Annotated in this window: 14 protein-coding genes; 6 read left to right on the plus strand and 8 right to left on the minus strand. The window is 35.9% G+C overall.

The features are described 5' to 3' along the window. The first annotated feature begins 189 nt into the window (after positions 1-189). Both C8J95_RS09985 and C8J95_RS09990 read left to right on the plus strand, forming a co-directional pair. Positions 190-2,268, plus strand: coding sequence for a glycoside hydrolase family 2 protein (locus tag C8J95_RS09985; RefSeq protein WP_107808208.1), 2,079 nt, complete (start codon positions 190-192; stop codon positions 2,266-2,268). A gap of 89 nt (positions 2,269-2,357) precedes the next feature. Next, positions 2,358-3,863 carry an alpha-L-fucosidase gene (locus tag C8J95_RS09990; RefSeq protein WP_107808209.1) on the plus strand — a complete coding sequence of 502 codons (1,506 nt, stop codon included), beginning with the start codon at positions 2,358-2,360 and terminating at the stop codon, positions 3,861-3,863. 39 nt (positions 3,864-3,902) lie between these two features. On the opposite strand, the gene C8J95_RS09995 is transcribed toward C8J95_RS09990, so the two are convergent. Next, positions 3,903-4,823, minus strand: coding sequence for a bifunctional riboflavin kinase/FAD synthetase (locus tag C8J95_RS09995; RefSeq protein WP_107808210.1), 921 nt, complete (start codon positions 4,821-4,823; stop codon positions 3,903-3,905). 102 nt (positions 4,824-4,925) lie between these two features. On the opposite strand from C8J95_RS09995, the gene atpD reads away from it, so the two are divergent. From atpD to C8J95_RS10015, 4 genes are all read left to right on the plus strand, one after another. Beyond that, complete coding sequence (gene atpD / locus C8J95_RS10000; RefSeq protein ID WP_009090660.1) at positions 4,926-6,434, plus strand: F0F1 ATP synthase subunit beta; 1,509 nt, start codon at positions 4,926-4,928, stop codon at positions 6,432-6,434. Positions 6,435-6,490: 56 nt separating this feature from the next. Further along, positions 6,491-6,775, plus strand: coding sequence for a F0F1 ATP synthase subunit epsilon (locus C8J95_RS10005; protein ID WP_009090662.1), 285 nt, complete (start codon positions 6,491-6,493; stop codon positions 6,773-6,775). A gap of 169 nt (positions 6,776-6,944) precedes the next feature. Then, positions 6,945-9,473: a DUF5686 family protein gene (locus tag C8J95_RS10010; protein WP_255412772.1), complete on the plus strand. Its 2,529-nt coding sequence runs from the start codon at positions 6,945-6,947 to the stop codon at positions 9,471-9,473. 169 nt (positions 9,474-9,642) lie between these two features. Next, positions 9,643-10,956, plus strand: coding sequence for a GDSL-type esterase/lipase family protein (locus C8J95_RS10015; protein ID WP_107808212.1), 1,314 nt, complete (start codon positions 9,643-9,645; stop codon positions 10,954-10,956). A gap of 129 nt (positions 10,957-11,085) precedes the next feature. Here C8J95_RS10015 and C8J95_RS10020 read toward each other — a convergent pair whose 3' ends face one another. From C8J95_RS10020 to C8J95_RS10050, 7 genes are all read right to left on the minus strand, one after another. Then, positions 11,086-11,520, minus strand: a complete 435-nt coding sequence (locus C8J95_RS10020) for an FKBP-type peptidyl-prolyl cis-trans isomerase (RefSeq protein WP_107808213.1) — start codon at positions 11,518-11,520, stop codon at positions 11,086-11,088. Between the two features lie 69 nt (positions 11,521-11,589). Then, positions 11,590-12,387 carry a DUF6438 domain-containing protein gene (locus C8J95_RS10025; RefSeq protein WP_146165451.1) on the minus strand — a complete coding sequence of 266 codons (798 nt, stop codon included), beginning with the start codon at positions 12,385-12,387 and terminating at the stop codon, positions 11,590-11,592. A gap of 14 nt (positions 12,388-12,401) precedes the next feature. After that, the gene (locus C8J95_RS10030) at positions 12,402-14,057 is read right to left on the minus strand and encodes an MBOAT family protein (protein ID WP_107808215.1); all 1,656 of its coding nucleotides are present in this window, start codon (positions 14,055-14,057) and stop codon (positions 12,402-12,404) included. 9 nt (positions 14,058-14,066) lie between these two features. Further along, positions 14,067-15,398 (minus strand): hypothetical protein, encoded by a 1,332-nt coding sequence (locus C8J95_RS10035; protein ID WP_059322384.1) that lies wholly within the window; start codon positions 15,396-15,398, stop codon positions 14,067-14,069. Positions 15,399-15,479: 81 nt separating this feature from the next. Then, a complete protein-coding gene (locus tag C8J95_RS10040) occupies positions 15,480-15,941 on the minus strand; it encodes a glucosaminidase domain-containing protein (protein WP_059322383.1) in 462 nt (153 codons plus the stop codon). A 74-nt stretch (positions 15,942-16,015) separates the two neighbouring features. Then, entirely contained in the window at positions 16,016-16,831 is an 816-nt protein-coding gene (locus C8J95_RS10045; RefSeq protein WP_107808216.1) for a hypothetical protein, read from the minus strand. 78 nt (positions 16,832-16,909) lie between these two features. Next, positions 16,910-18,181 (minus strand): aminotransferase class I/II-fold pyridoxal phosphate-dependent enzyme, encoded by a 1,272-nt coding sequence (locus tag C8J95_RS10050; protein ID WP_107808217.1) that lies wholly within the window; start codon positions 18,179-18,181, stop codon positions 16,910-16,912. Between the last annotated feature and the right edge of the window lie 19 nt (positions 18,182-18,200).

Genomic DNA, 18,200 nt, shown 5'->3' on the forward strand with positions numbered 1-18,200 from the left:
ATTTTTATATTCTGCTTTTGATTTTTATTTTGTTAAAAAATAGGTCTTATGATTGTTTATATTTCAATAATTATGTTTTGCATACAGTTTTTAATTAAAACTTTATAGATATTTATAATATAATTAATTAGCAGAAAATGCTGGATAAAAATTCTTATTTTTGAAAAACTAATAACCAAAACAAACATCATGTTGAATCATTTTAACAAGGCACTGTTGCTTACAATGCTTTCGTCTGCTTCTGTAGCTTATGCTCAAAGGGTTACAGAGGACTTCAATAAAGACTGGAAATTCTTCCAGCCCAGAAACGAAACTTTTAATTTTAACTTCGACAATGGACAGGATTTTAAGCCTTCCAATATAGATCTGTGGGAAAGTGTTACACTTCCTCATACTTTCAACAAAGATGATATGCAGCGGGATAATAATTTTTATACCGGAAATGTATTATACCAGAAGAAATTTACAGTAAGTGACGCGCAAAAAAACAAAAGAACATTTTTGAAGTTTGAAGGAGTAGGAAGCGTTGCGAAGCTTTATATCAACAATAAATTTATTGGAGAGCATAAAGGTGGATATTCTCAGTTTGCTTACGAAATTACCAATTCGGTAAACTATGGTAAAGAAAATGTACTGACAGTTATTGCCAACAATCAGGCTCGCAAAGATGTTATTCCTGTTAATCAGTTTTTATTTCCTATTTATGGTGGTATTTATCGCCCTGTAAGTATGATTACGACTAATAAAACCAATTTTGTAGTAACGGATTATGCTGCACCCGGAATATTTGTTAGTCAGAAAAATGTTTCCTCCAAGAGCGCAGATATAGAAATAAAAGCAAAACTGGAAACTACTGAAAAAACGATTCAGAATGCTATACTGGAGACTTCTGTTATTAATAAAGAAGGTAAAACCGTAGCGGTAGTAAAAAATCCTGTGAGCATAAGTCCGCAGGGGACTACTTATGTTACTCAGAATATTAATCTGAAGAATCCGCATCTTTGGGATGGTGTGCGTGATCCTTACTTGTATACAGTATCTTCCAAAATTATTGTTAATGGTACTGATACAGATGTTTTAAAGCAAAACCTAGGTGTAAGAACCGTAGAGATAATTCCAGGGAAAGGTTTCTTTCTGAACGGAAAACATTACCCAATGCATGGAGTTTCCCGTCATCAGGATGAATGGGGATATGGTTCGGCACTGTCTTATGAGCAGCATAAAAGAGATATGGATCTAATGAAAGAAATGGGCGTTACAACGATCCGTTTGGCTCATTATCAGCAAGCCCCACAGATGTATGAACTGGCAGATCAATACGGTTTTCTTGTATGGGCGGAGATCCCTTTTGTAAATGCAGTTTCTTATCAGGAGAATGACAATGCGAAACAGCAAATGACGGAATTGGTGAAGCAAAATTACAATCACCCTTCCATATATATATGGGGCGTCCATAATGAGGTTTATTCCAAAACCAAAGATGAACAGGTTCCTGTATTGTCGCGCCAGCTAAGTGATATTGCAAAAACAATAGACCCATACCGAATGACAGGAGCTGTAAACGGTTATAATCAGGTAGACAGACCAGAAAATCTTACAACTGATGTTCAGGGGATTAACCACTATTTTGGCTGGTATGGCGGTAAGATTGGTGATCTGGAAAACTGGGCACAAGGACTGGAAAAGAATTTTGCGCAGTATAAAGTAATCCTTACCGAATACGGAGCAGACGGAAATATGGATATTGGTGCTGAGGAGGTAAAACAACCTGCAGATGTGGTTTCCGGGAAATCATTTCCGGAAAATTATCAGACGGAAACCCATATTCAGCAATGGGCGATTATAGAAAAACACCTACAGATTGCGGCCTCTTATGTGTGGAACATGTTTGAATTTGCAGTTCCAATGTGGAATCGTGGTGGTGTAAATGCCCGGAATCTAAAGGGGTTGATTACCTTTGACCGTAAACGTAAAAAAGATTCTTTCTACTGGTATAAGGCCAATTGGAATCCCGAACCAATGATATATCTGGCGAACAGAAGAGATAATATTCGTAAAAGCTCGGTTTCTAAAATTCAGGTGTTTTCTAACTTAAAAGAGGTTAAAATATCGGTTAACGGAAAAGAATATCAGGCTAAAAGTGGTGTGAATGCTAAACATTGGGTAATAGAAAATGCTCAGCTTCAAAAAGGAACAAATACCATTAAAGCTTTTGGTAAATCCGGTGGAAAAGAATTAACCGATGAAATGACATGGACTTTGGAATAAGATCACAATGTAACAATGTATGACGATGTTATATTTTATTATCTGACAACCATCAACTAATAACCAAAAACTAACAACCAACTAATACCATGAAAAAATCAATGTTTAATTTAAGCCTTCTGACCGGGTTTTGTATGAGCGCTATGATGCAGGCTCAGGCATGGACCGGAGAAAAACAGGAGAAGCCTAAGGAAAGGGTCGCGCTGAAATACGGTCCCATCACGCCAGCTCACCGGACAGATGAAGCGATGCAAAAATTCAGAGAATACGGATTAGGGCAGTTCATCCATTGGGGAATTTATGCTATTCCGGGAAATGAATGGAATGGTGTAAGTGCCAGAGGCGGGGCAGCAGCATCTGAATGGATACGTTCCTGGAGTGGCCCAACAGCTCCTAAGGATTGGAAGAATACGTATGATAATCTATACAAACAGTTTAATCCCAAAGATTTTGATGCCAAACGCTGGGCAAAGCAGGCCAAAGATATGGGTGCTAAATATGTAATCTTTACAACAAAGCATCACGATGGTTTTGCTTTATGGCCTACAAAGTATTCTGCTTATAATATTACGAAAACACCTTATAAAAAAGATATTGTAAAGCAGATTGTAGATGCTTATGATGCTGAGGGGATAGATGTATTCTTGTATTTTTCTATTTTGGAATGGAATAATCCGGACTACCTTTATAAAGCACCTCAAACAGCTGAAGAGAAAGCTAAATATTCTAAATTTCTGAAGTATACAGAAAATCAGTTACTGGAGTTATTGAAGAACTATCCACAAATTAAAGGCTTCTGGTTTGATGGAACATGGGATGCTTCTTGGAAAAGTGCTTATGAATTTACCTATAATTTGGAGAAAAAACTTCGCGAAAAACATCCAGGGCTTATTATCGGCAGCCGCTTCCGCAATGACGAAAACCAAAAGCGACACTTCGATACTAATGGAGATTTGCTGGGCGATTATGAGCAGGGTTGGGAACGCAAGCTTCCAAAAAATTATGAATCCCTTAACGGGAACGACTGGGATTGTGTGATGACCATTCCGCCAAATGGCTGGGGTTACATGAAAGATTGGAATGGGATTTATACCAAAACACCAGATGATCTGATCGAAATGTTGATGCGATCACGTTCTATGGGAGGTAATTTTGTTGTTAATTTCGGACCCGATGGTAACGGGAATTTTCACCCTGAAGAGGATAAAATAATGAAGGAGATAGGTGAATGGACAAAAGCAAATGCTGAAGCTATTTATAATGTAGAACATTCTCCGATGTCCCTTTCCAACTATGGTTATTTTACAAAGAAAGGTAATGATACCTATTTAACTGTGTTTAACAGACCTGTTAATCAGATTGTGAGATTAGCAGTTGATAAGAAAGCGACAGAAGTTCCGGCTTCTGCTTCACTGCTTATAGGTAATAGGAAACTGGAATTAAAACAAAGCGATATGGGATTGGATTTGGATAAGAATACATACTATGATATTATCCTTCCAAAAGATTACCAGACAGATAAAGCATTTGTTATAAAAATAGAAATGAAGCAGGGATCTGTGAAAACAGAAAAGCTGATGGATGCAAAAATGTAATAAAATAAAAAAGCGAAAACCCGGGTTTTCGCTTTTTTATTATTTAAAGAAATCTATTGTTAGCTGTTTATCTTCATCCAGTCTTTCAATCAGTTTTTCAAGACTTTCAAACTTTATTTCATCATGAAGATAATCTCTGAAGTATACGGTAATATTTTCTTCGTAGATATCCTGATCAAAATCTAAGATATATACTTCCGTTGTTTTTTTAGTTCCGTTTACTGTAGGATTTGTACCGATGCTCAACATTCCTTTGTGCATTTGTCCGTTAAGTTCTACATCTACGATATAGGCTCCGTTTTTAGGAAGCAGCTTTATAGGATCTACATCTATATTGGCGGTTGGATAGCCAATTGTTCTTCCTATTTTTTTACCTGCTACGACTGTACCACTTACAGGGTAATGGTAACCTAAGAACTCATTAGCTGTTATTATATCTCCTTCAGACAAAGCATTTCTTATTTTTGTAGAGCTTACCGCAAGTTCATTCACAAGAACAGCTTTGGTTTCTTCCACAACAAAATTGTTTTCAGAAGCCATTTTTTCGAGAAGTTCAAAATTTCCGCTTTTATTTTTTCCAAAATGATGATCGTAGCCAATCACAATATGCTTCATATGGAGTTTATCCAGCAGAATCTGTTTTACAAAATCCTCTCCGGAAAGATTTCTGAAGTCATTATTGAATTCCTGAAGGAATATTTTTTGAATTCCAAAACGTTCTAAAAGCTGTAGTTTTTCCTCCAGAGTGTTGAGTAATTTTATTTCAACTTCTGGTTGCAAAACCTTTCGGGGATGCGGCCAAAAAGTGAGCAATGCACTCTCCAGCTGGTGGGTTTCACTATGCTTTTTTAGTTTTTTTATAATTTCCTGATGGCCTTTATGTACTCCGTCGAACATTCCCAACGACATTGTAAGTCCCATTGCATCGCTATATTCAGCTATATTTTTTACAATTTTCAAGGTGAAAAATTTTAGGCATTACAAATATGATAAAAATCTTTTTCACAGACAATGCAGATATGAGGAATATCACTATATTTGCACTCAAGAAAAAAATTAGAAATGGCAAACCAAATTCAGGGAAAAATTGCACAGATTATCGGACCGGTAATCGACGTGGTATTTCAGGAAGTAGAGGAACTACCAAACATTTATGACGCACTTGAAGTTGTCAGAGAAGGCCAGAAAGGTCTGATCTTAGAAGTTGAACAACACATCGGTGAGGATACAGTGAGATGTATCGCTATGGATGCAACAGACGGACTTCAAAGAGGACAATCTGTAATAGGACATGGAAGACAAATTACTATGCCTATTGGTGAAGAAGTAAATGGTAGATTGTTCAACGTGGTAGGAGATGCTATCGACGGACTTCAGGAATTATCTAAAGACAATGGTTTGCCAATCCACAGAGAAGCACCTAAATTCGATCAGTTATCAACTTCTGCTGAAGTACTATATACAGGTATCAAAGTAATCGACCTTATCGAGCCTTATGCAAAAGGTGGTAAAATTGGTTTGTTCGGTGGTGCTGGTGTAGGTAAAACAGTATTGATCCAGGAATTGATTAATAACATCGCTAAAGGACACGGTGGTCTTTCTGTATTCGCAGGAGTAGGTGAAAGAACAAGAGAAGGGAATGACCTTCTTCGAGAGATGTTAGAGTCTGGTATTATTAAATATGGTGACGAGTTCATGCACTCTATGGAGAACGGTGGATGGGATCTTTCTAAAGTTGACAGTGAGTTGATGAAAGAATCTAAAGCTGCTTTCGTTTTCGGACAGATGAACGAGCCACCAGGTGCAAGAGCACGTGTAGCCCTTTCTGGTCTTACTTTAGCTGAATACTACCGTGATGGTGGTGAAAGCGGACAAGGTAGAGACGTTCTTTTCTTCGTAGACAATATCTTCCGTTTTACACAGGCTGGTTCTGAGGTATCTGCACTTCTTGGTCGTATGCCTTCAGCGGTAGGTTACCAACCAACTCTAGCTTCTGAGATGGGTGCGATGCAGGAGAGAATTACTTCAACTAAAAACGGATCTATTACATCTGTACAGGCGGTTTACGTACCTGCGGATGACTTAACTGACCCGGCTCCGGCTACAACATTTGCTCACTTAGATGCAACAACTGTATTGGACAGAAAAATTGCTTCATTAGGTATTTATCCGGCTGTAGATCCATTGGCATCTACTTCAAGAATCCTTGCTCCGGAAATTATCGGTGAAGAACACTATAACTGTGCTCAGAGAGTAAAAGAAATTCTTCAGAGATATAAAGCTCTTCAGGATATCATTGCTATCCTTGGTATGGAAGAACTTTCTGAAGAAGATAAATTATCAGTTTACCGTGCAAGAAAAGTACAGAGATTCTTATCTCAGCCTTTCCACGTTGCTGAGCAGTTTACAGGTATTCCAGGTGTATTAGTAGACATCAAAAATACAATCAAAGGATTTAACATGATTATCGATGGTGAGTTAGATCACCTTCCGGAAGCAGCTTTCAACCTTAAAGGTTCTATCGAAGATGCTATCGAAGCCGGAGAGAAAATGTTAGCTGAGAACAAATAATATTGCTAATTGCTGATAGCCCATAGCTATTAGCTGGTAGCCTAAAGCAATTAAAAATGATTATAAAAATATTAACCCCGGAATCTGTAGTGTTTGAAGGACAAGTAGATTCAGTTCTGGTACCAGGTATCAGTGGTGATTTCCACATCATGAAAAATCACGCATCAATTGTTTCTGCACTGAAGGAAGGTGATGTTAGAATTTTCTCAGCTGGAATTTCAGATAACTATGCTAAGAATTTTGAGACCGTAAGTGCTGACAAAGGTGAGTTTGCTTACAAAATCAAAAGCGGAGTAATAGAGTTTAATAACGACAACGGAATTATTCTTTGTGAATGTTAATTCCCTTGTTTAAGGATGAAAAAATCCCGGATCAGCAGTGATTCGGGATTTTTTATTGTTATAAATAGTTAAATGGCACGCCCTTGGCTATATACACGGGTATTCTTTTATATATTTGCAAAATTATTTTATAAAAGGAATGCTGGTTCTGACGATGTGAAATCTTATGATGAAAAAACTACTATTTTGTTCGTTAACCTGTGTGATGCTTGTGAAGGTAAACGGGCAGCTAAAACTAACAGGTAAAATAACGGACACCAAATCTAGAAAACCTATTGCTGAAGCTTTGCTTAGTAATCAAAACAATACTGCAAAAACAGACAGTAACGGACTTTTTGAACTTGTCGTTCAGGACAGTATCGGTATGATCTCTGTTGAAAAGAAAGACTTTTTATTGCAGGATGTACCTTTTGATTTTCATAAAACATCCATACTGGATATTGCACTGGTATCATCTGTGAAAACAGAACAGAAGAATATTGAAGGTGTTGTAATCAGTGGAAAGAAAAAGTATAAGAATAAAAAAGAAAATCCTGCCTATGCAATTCTGAATGAAGTATGGAAGCGCAAGTACAGAAATGCTTTTGATTCGTATGATAATTATAAATATGACGAATACCAAAAGCTGGAAGCGTCCCTGAATAATCTTGACAGTACTTTTACCCAGAAGAAGATTTTCAAAGGGATGGAGTTCATGTTCAAAAATGTAGATACAGCTGCCGTTACCGGAAAAGCTTATGTACCGATTTATATGAACGAGCAAATTTCTACCTTTTATAAGAGAAACAAACCTTCTTCATCTGAAAAAAAAGTATTAGTAGCTGAAAAAGCTTCAGGTTTTGAAGATTATCAATTCATGGTTCAGACCATTCAGAACCTTTATAAGGACTTCAATATTTATGACAATACGTTAAACTTTTTCGATAAAGGTTTTCCAAGTCCGCTTTCTACAGACGGATTTAGTATATACGAGTACGAATTGATGCCGGATAATGTTGTAGATGGAGAGCCATGTTTTACGATAAAATACTATCCTAAGAATACAGCTGCACTTGCTTTCAGAGGCGTTATATTTATAGCGAAATCATCTTATGCCGTTAAAAAAGTATCGTTGAATTCTGCAAAGAATATGGATGTAAACTTTGTTCGTGGTGTAAATGCTGAATTAACCTATTATATTATCGATGAAAAGTCTTTCAGACCGGAGAAGTCGCATATAATGATAGATATGTCCTTATTGAATAAAAAAGCGAATTCCAAAGGTCTTTATGTAGATCGTACTATTTCTTATACAAACTTTGAAGTTAATAAACCTGAAATATCAGCTGAAGTAGATAAAAAAGCTGAGATAGGAAACCCTGAAGTTTATAAGAAAGATGATGCTTTCTGGCAAGCTAACCGCCAGGTTCCATTAACCAAAATGGATTCTGTGACCTATAATAACCTCGAAAAATTATGGCAGGTACCTAAATTTAAGACTGCAATAAAAGTAGCGGAAATGTTAGGTTCTGGTTTTTATAATGTAGGCAAAGCGATCGATATAGGTAATCTTTATTCCGTATACGGGCGTAATGATGTTGAAGGGCCACGTGTAAGATTGGGACTAAGAACTTTCTTTACTCGTAATGATATGTGGAGACTGGAAGGTTACGGCGCTTATGGATTTAAAGATCATAAATTCAAATATGGTATAGGCGGGCGCTATATGTTTGATAAAAACAACCGTTTTACAATTGGTTATGGCTTCAAAAATGATATCCAGCAATTGGGTGTAGAAGCAATAGGGGATACCAACAGTAGTGTGGGTATGAGAAGATCATTTGCATCTTCATCTATTGCGAGTACCGGAAGCAATGTCTATCTGAGTAAGGTTGTAGAAAATAACCTCTACTTTTCGATAGAGCCTTTTCGTAATTTCCAGATTACGCTGGACGGAAGCTACAGAGAAATTACAGCCGCAGATCCGCAGCTATTTAGAATTAACTATATTAATAGAAACGGTATAGAAAAAAGTCAGGTAAATGATGCCAGAGCATCGTTGGTATTAACTTACCGCCCGGGAGCCAGATTTGCAGAATATGGAGTAGACAGAAATACGATAAAAACATTATCTCCGACATTTACTTTACGTTATACGAAAGGGATACCCGGGTTTTTCAAGTCTGATTTCAACTATGATAAATTACAGTTCTCATACAGACATCCAATTCTTATTGGTAATATGGGACGATCAGATGTTAGCTTTGAAGCAGGTACCATCTTCGGATCTGTACCATTATCTTTAATGAATGTTCTTCCGGGGAACCAGTCCTACTTTAGTATTCCAAATACCTTTGCCCAGCTTAATTTCTATGAATTTGTAACAGATTCTTACTCTACATTATTCTGGGAGCACCATTTTAATGGATGGATTTTCAACAAAATTCCGTTACTGAAGAAGCTAAAACTTCGTGAAGTGGCTTTCTTTAGAGGAGCATGGGGTAGTCTGAAGCATGATAATGTGGTTATGAACAGATCCAACATTTTCTATACAGCTCCTAAAGATCATATTTACTATGAGTATGGTTTCGGAATAGAAAATATTGGTTTTGGTAACTTCCGTATGTTCCGAATAGATTTCAACTGGAGAGGGAACTACCTGGACAGACCCGATGCACGTAAGTTTGGTGTGAAGATTGGAATGCAGTTCGGATTCTAAGATATATAAAACGAAAATAATTTTGAGTATATAAAACTCGCAGGCTTTCAAAACCTGCGAGTTTTTTTATGAGTGATATTGTATTTGGGCATGTATGATTTCTTATTAGTTTTCCTGTTTTTTCAGTCATAGTTCCTATCTTTAAGACTTCAAATTTTGAGAACACATTATGCATCAATATTTAAAAGTAATTTCTTTAGCGGCATGTATTTCTTTATCTGCACAGCAGATTGAAAACCCTGCCGGACTTTCTGGATTTGCACAAAAACTTAAAGAAAATAATAAAATTACCAATATCTTATTTTTAGGAGATTCACATATTCAGGCTGGATGGATTCCGGAAGTTTTGAGAGAAAAATTTACCGAAAAATATGGCTATGCTGGGAGAGGATTGGTATTCCCTTATGCGGTAGCCAATTCCAACGGACCATTAGATATTACATCAGTCTCTAATCAGGCATGGCAGACATTCCGTTTGGTATATGATCAGGATGTTTTCAACCAGATGGGAGCCTTAGGGTTTGTTATGGGGAACAATAAAGATTCTTTTATAGAAATAGGCTTTAATAATCCTAATGATGCTTTCGATGAAGTAAGAATACTAAACGATAAGCAAATGGCAGGGGAGAGTTTTACTATTTATGAAACCAGTGCTCCTCTTAATTCTTATGTTGGCAAAAGGAAGACTATTGTATCATATACAGTCCAGCAGGGAGAAACTTTTCCGGAACTGGCTGCAAAATTTAATACAACAACTACAAGGTTAGCTCAGCTAAATGGAAATGGAATTAAATTCCCACAGCCCGGACAGGTGATAAAAGCGGAACAGACAGAACCTGATTTTAATCCCGATTTTGAACAAAAATTGGCCATAGCAGGGCAAGGGAAGTATACGGAAGGAGAAACTGTTTTTAATTATCCAAAAGCAACAAGGAACTTTCTGATGCGTACAAATGCTTCTAAAGGAAACATTTTATATGGTTTTCAGTTCCTTCGAAAAAATGCTGCTTCAGGTATTATTTTCAATAGTGTAGGGGTGAATGGAGCTACTTATGCTGACTTTTTAAAATATCCGCTGCAGCTGGAAGAGCTGAAGCAGGTAAATCCGGATGTGGTTATGATTTCGCTGGGAACAAATGAATCTTTGAGTACTGTTACAAAAGAAGAATTCCAAAAGAGTGCACAAGATCTGATACAAGCTTTCAGAAAAGATAATCCTGCATTACCCATTCTTTTGATCTCTCCTACAGATAATAAACTAAAAGGGGATCGTATACAAGAAATTGTTTCATGGATAAAAGAAATAAGCACTCAGAATAATACCGCTTTTCTGAGTATGTACGATGCTACAGGGGGAAGAGGTTACTTTGTTAGGTCTTTAGCCAGAAAAGAAGCCAATGGAGATGGGGTTCATTTTCTGAAGCCTGGATATACCCAACAAGCAGAAATGATCTGGAAGGCGCTGAATGAAGCCTTAAAATAAGTTAGAATTTAGAATTACGAAGTACGATCTATAAATATAAAAACAGCCTGTTTCATTTTGAAACAGGCTGTTTTTATATTTTAAATTTAGAAGTGAAAATTTCGTACTTCTAATTTCTGACTTCGTACTTTATTTAATTCCTAAAAGCTCTACTTCGAAAATCAAAGTACTGTTAGGTCCTATTTCTTTTGAAATTTGCTCGTTTCCGTATGCTAAATGTGGCGGAATAACCAATTTCCATTTGCTGCCTGTAGACATTAGCTGTAAAGCCTCAGTCCATCCTTCAATAACTCTGTTTAAAGGAAACGTAGCTGGCTTTCTTCTTTCTACAGAACTGTCGAAAACCTGACCAGTGATCGTTGTACCATGATAATGGCAAATAACAGAATCTTTAACACCAGGCTTTTTTCCTTCAGAAGCTTCTAATATTTCATACTGAAGGCCACTTTCCAAGGTTACAACACCTTCTTTTGCTCCAAATTCAGCCTGAAATTCCTGACCTTCTTTTAGATTCTTCTCAGCTAAAGCTTTCTTCTTTTTCGATAATAAATCTGCTACGCCCATATTTTTATTTTTTTAGACTGCGAATTTAGTGAAAAACAATTAATCAATTAGAACTATAAATATATACAGCTATTCCTCTAATTTTCTTTTAACATTGGTTTTTGTAAGCTGAGCACTATCTGTTATATTTCTTAAAAAGCCTATTAATTCGTATGAAACAGTAGGAGGAAACATTGATTTGAAATACTTTCGAATACCATTATAGTATAATATAATAGTTCGTATAGGAGCATCTGCTCCCAAGATATCTGGAAATTCCCAAGATCTTATATTAGACGTTTCCAATATTTTTAATAAGTTATTATATTCTTTTTGGGTTAGTTTTCCTTCAAACTGTCCATTTTTTGAAGAGTCAGAATAATGTTTTATATCTAAATAGATATTTCTGTCTTTATCGATTTCTAAAGCTATTATAGGGCAAGTACCATAACATCTGGTAGAATGAAAAATAACTTTTTCAAAGCTTATGGATTTGTCAATATTATATTCTTGTTTTACAAACTTTATAGATTCCTTTGTATTAAAGAATTTTTGGGATAAAGAATCCAAGGGCTTTAAAATTAAAAATGCTTTATCTACATTTTCAATTTTGAAATCATGCTTTTCTAAATGCTCTACTTTGTAGTCTTCTCTAGAACTAGTATATACTGAATAAAAGCGTAGAGTGTCTTTTTGAATTTTTATTTTTAATTGACTTTCCTTACTTATGGTACTCATTACATTAAAATTATAATGTTCTCCTTTAATAGTTAGAACATCATTATTTTTTGAAATCCATGTACCATAAAGTTTTTCACTCTCTTGAGCATCTATTTGTTTAAAAGCAAGAATAAAAATTAAAAATATAAATTTTAGTATTTGCTTCATTGTCATTAAATATTTTAGAACTGCAGATAAATTGGTAATACCTGTTCAGATGACTTAAAGTAACCATATAGTATAAGGAAAGCAAAGAAGATGAGAATATAGTATGCCAAAGATACTTTACCAACTTTATCTATTACTTTATCTGCATAACCATCTGGTATAAAATGGATACACATTGCCAGAGCTATCATCCATAATACTTCCTTATAATTGTCGTAGAAAGGGCCCCAAACTCCGGCATCGAAGTTATAGAAGATCTGATGGATCATAGACATTGCAATGTCGAAATTTTCAGCTTTAAAGAAGATCCAGCAGAAACAGACAAAGTGGAAGGTTATAACAACCATAATGGCGTTATACCATTTAGAATTATTAAATCCTGCAAAAGCCTTTCCGGTAAGCATCATCCATATTTTATGAATACCTAATGACACACCATGCATCGCACCCCAGATAATAAAGTTCCAGCTGGCACCATGCCAGAAACCACCTAGTAACATTGTTGTCAGTAAGTTGAAATTGGCAGCAATACCTTTTGGATTTTTATTAATCAACGGTGGAAGAACAAAGATTAACAATAACATAGCTGAAACCCCGCCGGCCCACATATAGGATAGATGGAACAGATTAACAGACATCAGGAAAGTACCTGCCAGGAATAATACAACAAAGATATAAGAACCTACAGTTGCATTTCTGTTACCTCCTAGCGGGATATACAAATAATCTCTCAGCCATGAAGACAGGGAAATATGCCATCTTCTCCAGAATTCGGTAATACTCTTACTCTGATAAGGAGAAAGGAAGTTTGTCGGTATTTTAAAGCCTAACCACAATGCAACACCTATTGCAACATCACTATAACCACTAAAGTCACAGTAAATAACCATCGCATAGCCGTATACTGCAAAAAGGTTTTCTACACCGGCATGCAAGGATGGATTATCGAATATATAATTAACCAGGTTAAGCGTAATATAATCCGATATGACAAGTTTTTTTATCAGACCTGAAATAATGAGGTAAAATCCTTTTGCAAAGTCCCTTTCCGATATAACATAAGATTGGTTAATCTGCGGTACAAAGTCATGCGCCCGTACAATTGGCCCCATCACAAGTTTTGGGAAGAAGGATAGGAATAATAAATAATCTGAAAACTTCGTAGCAGGTTTAAACTCGCCACGGTATACATCCAATGTATAACTAAGGTTTTCGAAAGTATAAAAAGAGATCCCTACAGGTAATAAAATATTCAGGGGGTTGAATCCTGTATGGAATAATTCGTTGGATACATTAATAAAGAAATTGGTATACTTAAAATAGAAAAGCATTCCAAGGTTGAAGACTATACTACAGATAAGTAATATGGTCTTTTTCTTCTTATCCGGTGTTTTGTATATAGCATTAGAGAGAACAAAGTCTACAATAGCAGACAGTATTACCAGTAATACAAAGGCTCCACTCGCTTTATAGAAAAAGTAAAGCGAGAAGAAACAAAACATATATCTTCTGGGCTTAGGATATTTTCTAAGAAAATAAAACAGAACAATAAATAAAAAGAAGAAATAAACGAAAAATCCATTATTAAAAAGCAAAGGATTCTCTTTGTCATATAAAAACTGATGAAGGAAGGCTCCTAAATCGAAATCAGCCAGTAATTTCTCAAACATTTGTAGTGCTTATTTTTTCTTTAAATACTTTTTATAATCATTCTGGATAGCATGGTAGATTTTTTCTGCCAGTATATCAGCTCCTTTACCATTCGGATGGACATAATCTTTATTAGCCAGTGGAGGAGTTTCATTTGCCCATTTTACAATAGAGTTGGTCCCACCCATAGATTCAAACTGATTGTAGAATGTAAATCCGTTTTCAATAGCTAATTGAGCCTGTGTCTCCAATAGGTTAGGCAATCCTTTTGCTGTTTTATAAGCACCATCATATCGGAAAGCTCTGTCCGCAGAACTTACGACAAGGAAATCGGCATCGGAAAAACCATTTTTTAATTTAGCCAGAACCGGCTTCATTAATTTAGCATAGTAGCTATAATCAGTATCGTTAGGACGGAAAAGAAGATTCACCCCGTACTGAAGTACAATAAGGTCGTAGTGATTATTTTCCTGGATAGCTTTAATAAAGTCTTCATCCAGTTTGTTCAGTTCCACACCGGTAATACCTCTGAAAGAGAAGTTATCTACAAAGATACCTTTCTGGCTTTCGAAACTTACACCATATATAGGTGTAGATCCTGCATTACCTTTTAGTTTTATCTGGTGGGAAGAATCGGTAATAGATTCTTTATTTACACTTGCGTTTCCGCCAAGGCTAAGCTCTGTACCATTTACAGATACACTTCCGCCTCCTCTTCCGTAAATAACAGATTTGGTAATAGGTGTAGCTAAAGAATCATTTTTAATAGTATTATCGGTATAAGAACCAGAACCATCTCCGGTAAAATAATGCCCGGAGAGGTACATATTGGTAGCTCCTTTGGTCTTAAAGCTGGTATCATTCCATCCGGATGCAGAAGTGGTTGCAGTTTGTCTGAACCCTGCCACATTAGAAGAAATAGGAAGATAACCTACACCATAACCTCCGTATTCCTGTTGTAATAGTTTACGTAATGTCTGGGTAAGTAAGTCACCTTCGATCATACTATCTCCAAAATAAGCAATTCGGATTTTTACATTTTCACCCTTTTTCAGCCTGTTCAGCTTCTCCATGAATTTAGGAAGCGAACTATGCTCACCCTTATTAAAATTGGTGATGAATTCAGGTTTTTTGTAAAGATCAAAATCCTGCTCTGTAGTTTCCTTTACATTTATTTTTGGCTGTGAAGCTAAAGAATCAGCTTTTTGCTTTTCCTTATTAGGGAAAACATCAGCAATTAAATTAATGCGGTCAAATGGTTCCCAGCTAAGGCTGAAAACCTTGAAAATTATGGAAACTAGTAGATAAATGAAAAAACATGCAGAGACTAACGCGAGTACTCTTTTATTTTGATTTTTCAAAGAATGTGTTTTAAATTATTAAATAGTATCTAGCAAACAGATGCCAAATATAAAAATAATTTTACACAAAACAGAGACATATTAGTCTGAAAGTCCGAATTTGTTGATGATTGAGTTGATCCGTTGTTTCCAGGTTTCTGGTTGAGTGGAGTATCCTGCGGATGCGATCGCTTTGACCCAAGCGTTGTGATTGTCTGTCCCTTTTAGTTGGGAGTAGTATTTTTTTCTGGAAAGAAGATCACAGAATGCTCTGTAACTTTCTTTTACTGAATTGAAGCTTTTGTACTTAGAACTGTTGACTGTGTTTTTGCCTACAATACCGAAGTGGTTATTTAAAGCTTTACTGTTTTTACTTGTTCCACCTCCCGATTCTACGAAGGCTACTGCTAAAATAATCGAACTGGGTATACCATATTCTTTTGAAAGTGTCGCTGCCATGTCTTTATTCTCTTTGATGTAAGAATTCTGCGCTTTGGCATTGAATGAAATGAAAGTTAATACTAAACTTATGACGACTACTTTAATATTAATAAAATGTTTCATAAATATTAAATTTGAGTGCGAAGGTAGTTTTTCAAGTCTCCGGTCTCAAATTTTTAAGAAATTTTAACATTTTTTCAGGGTTCTTTGTACTCTATTTTCTTTTTTTTGTTAAAAATTTTAACATTTATTTTGTTATGTAATACATTTAATTCGATAAATGATTGATTATCAAGGCATTTTCGATCCGAGCATCCTGACGTTTTGTACACACCCGGCTCTGCTTGGACGATTGGAGTCTCTTCTCTGAAATTTTTTATGAAGTCAGGATAAGCATCTTTTAATAATTTTTCTAATCTGTTTTTTATAATTGGGTGATTAAAAAATCCGGCTTCTTTTGGATACTCATTTTCAAAGTTTTTCAAGAAAAATAGTTCCGGTTTCTTTCCATTTCCGGGTACAGCTGTAAGAATATGTGTGTAAACCTTAGGTAAATGATTTCCTTTGATTCCGAGATTAGAAATAATACTTTTTACGTCAGTATCATAATTAATCTTCATTTTTTCTCCGTTGAAGTTTAAATACAGATCATCTTTCTGATGCTCATATTCAAACGGAACAACAAGCACATATCCATTATAGGTCCCTTTGGAAGTTACTGAGTAATAAGCAATTCCATTTTTGTCGTACGCCGCAAAATTAACCTCATAATTCTTAGATCTGTTCAGTTTAGTGATATTGATCTCATGCTGAATATTAAGGTCGTTTTTAGCTACAAACTTTCCGGTAATGATCTGGTCATTAATGCCGTGCACCACATTGTTTCTCAGGAAATCAGCTTCCTGAGGGGCTGTCTTACAGGCAGTGAAAGTTGTACATAAGATAAATGAAAAAGCTATATAGGTAACTTTTCTCATCATTGAGATATATACTGCAATAATAGCATTTTTCATCGAAATAATAATAGTTTTAAGGCATGAAAAAAGCTGAAAGTATACTTTCAGCTTTTTATATTGAATTATAGCTTACTATTAAATAGGCTTGAAACTTAGTCCTTGTTCTTGTAAAAGCTTCTGCTCCTGCTCTTTATAGTATCCGCTAACCAATTTGTCGTGGATAGCTTCAAAAGCAGCAAGTGTTTCATTGATTTCAGCATCTGTATGAGAAGCGGTAGGAATAAGTCTTAAAAGGATCATTCCTTTAGGAATTACCGGATATACAACAACAGAAGTAAATATACGGTAGTTCTCTCTAAGATCTTTAACCAATAAGGTAGCCTCTACAGGAGTTCCCTGCATCATAACAGGAGTTACACATGTATTGGTATCACCTATGTTAAAGCCTCTGTCTTTTAATCCTTTTTGTAATTTATTTACATTTTCCCAAAGCTTAGCCTTTATTTCCGGTCTGGTTCTCAGTAGTTCCAATCTTTTTAATCCTCCAATTACCATAGGCATTGTAAGAGACTTCGCAAAGATCTGCGAACGAAGATTAAACTTCAGATAACGGATAATTTCTTTATCTCCTGCTAAAAATGCACCAAAACCAGCCATAGACTTAGCAAAAGTAGAGAAGTATACATCAATCTGATCCTGACATCCCTGTTCTTCACCTGCTCCAGCCCCAGTTTTACCTAAAGTACCAAAACCATGAGCATCATCTACTAATAGGCGGAAGTTGTATTTGGATTTTAATTCGCAGATCTCTTTAATTTTTCCCTGCTGTCCCCTCATACCAAAAACCCCCTCAGTAATTACTAAAATACCACCATTATTTTCCTGTGCTACTTTAGTCGCTCTTTGAAGATTTTTTTCAAGACTTTCCATATCATTGTGCTTGTATGTAAATCTCTTACCAGAATGTAGTCTTACACCGTCTACAATACAAGCATGAGAATCCATATCATATACAATAACATCATTTCTGTTTACCAGGGCATCTATAGTAGAAACCATTCCCTGATATCCGAAATTCAATAGATATGCGCTTTCTTTTTGAACGAATTCAGCGAGTTCTTTTTCCAGCTGAAGGTGCTGGTCAGTTTCTCCGGACATTGCTCTTGCGCCCATAGGATAGAACATTCCATACTCTGCAGCAGCTTTTGCATCAGCTTCTTTTACTTCCGGATGATTACATAATCCTAAATAATCATTAGCACTCCAAAAGATAACCTCTTTTCCCTGAAACTGCATTCTTGGACCGATAGGTCCTTCTAGTCTTGGGAAAATAAAGTAACCTTCTCCATAATCGGCAAATTGCCCTAATGGACCTGGATTTTGCTTGATTCTTTCAAAAATATCCATTTAATTGTGGTTTTTTATT

The sequence above is a fragment of the Elizabethkingia sp. YR214 genome, assembly GCF_003058195.1.
GTDB lineage: Bacteria > Bacteroidota > Bacteroidia > Flavobacteriales > Weeksellaceae > Elizabethkingia.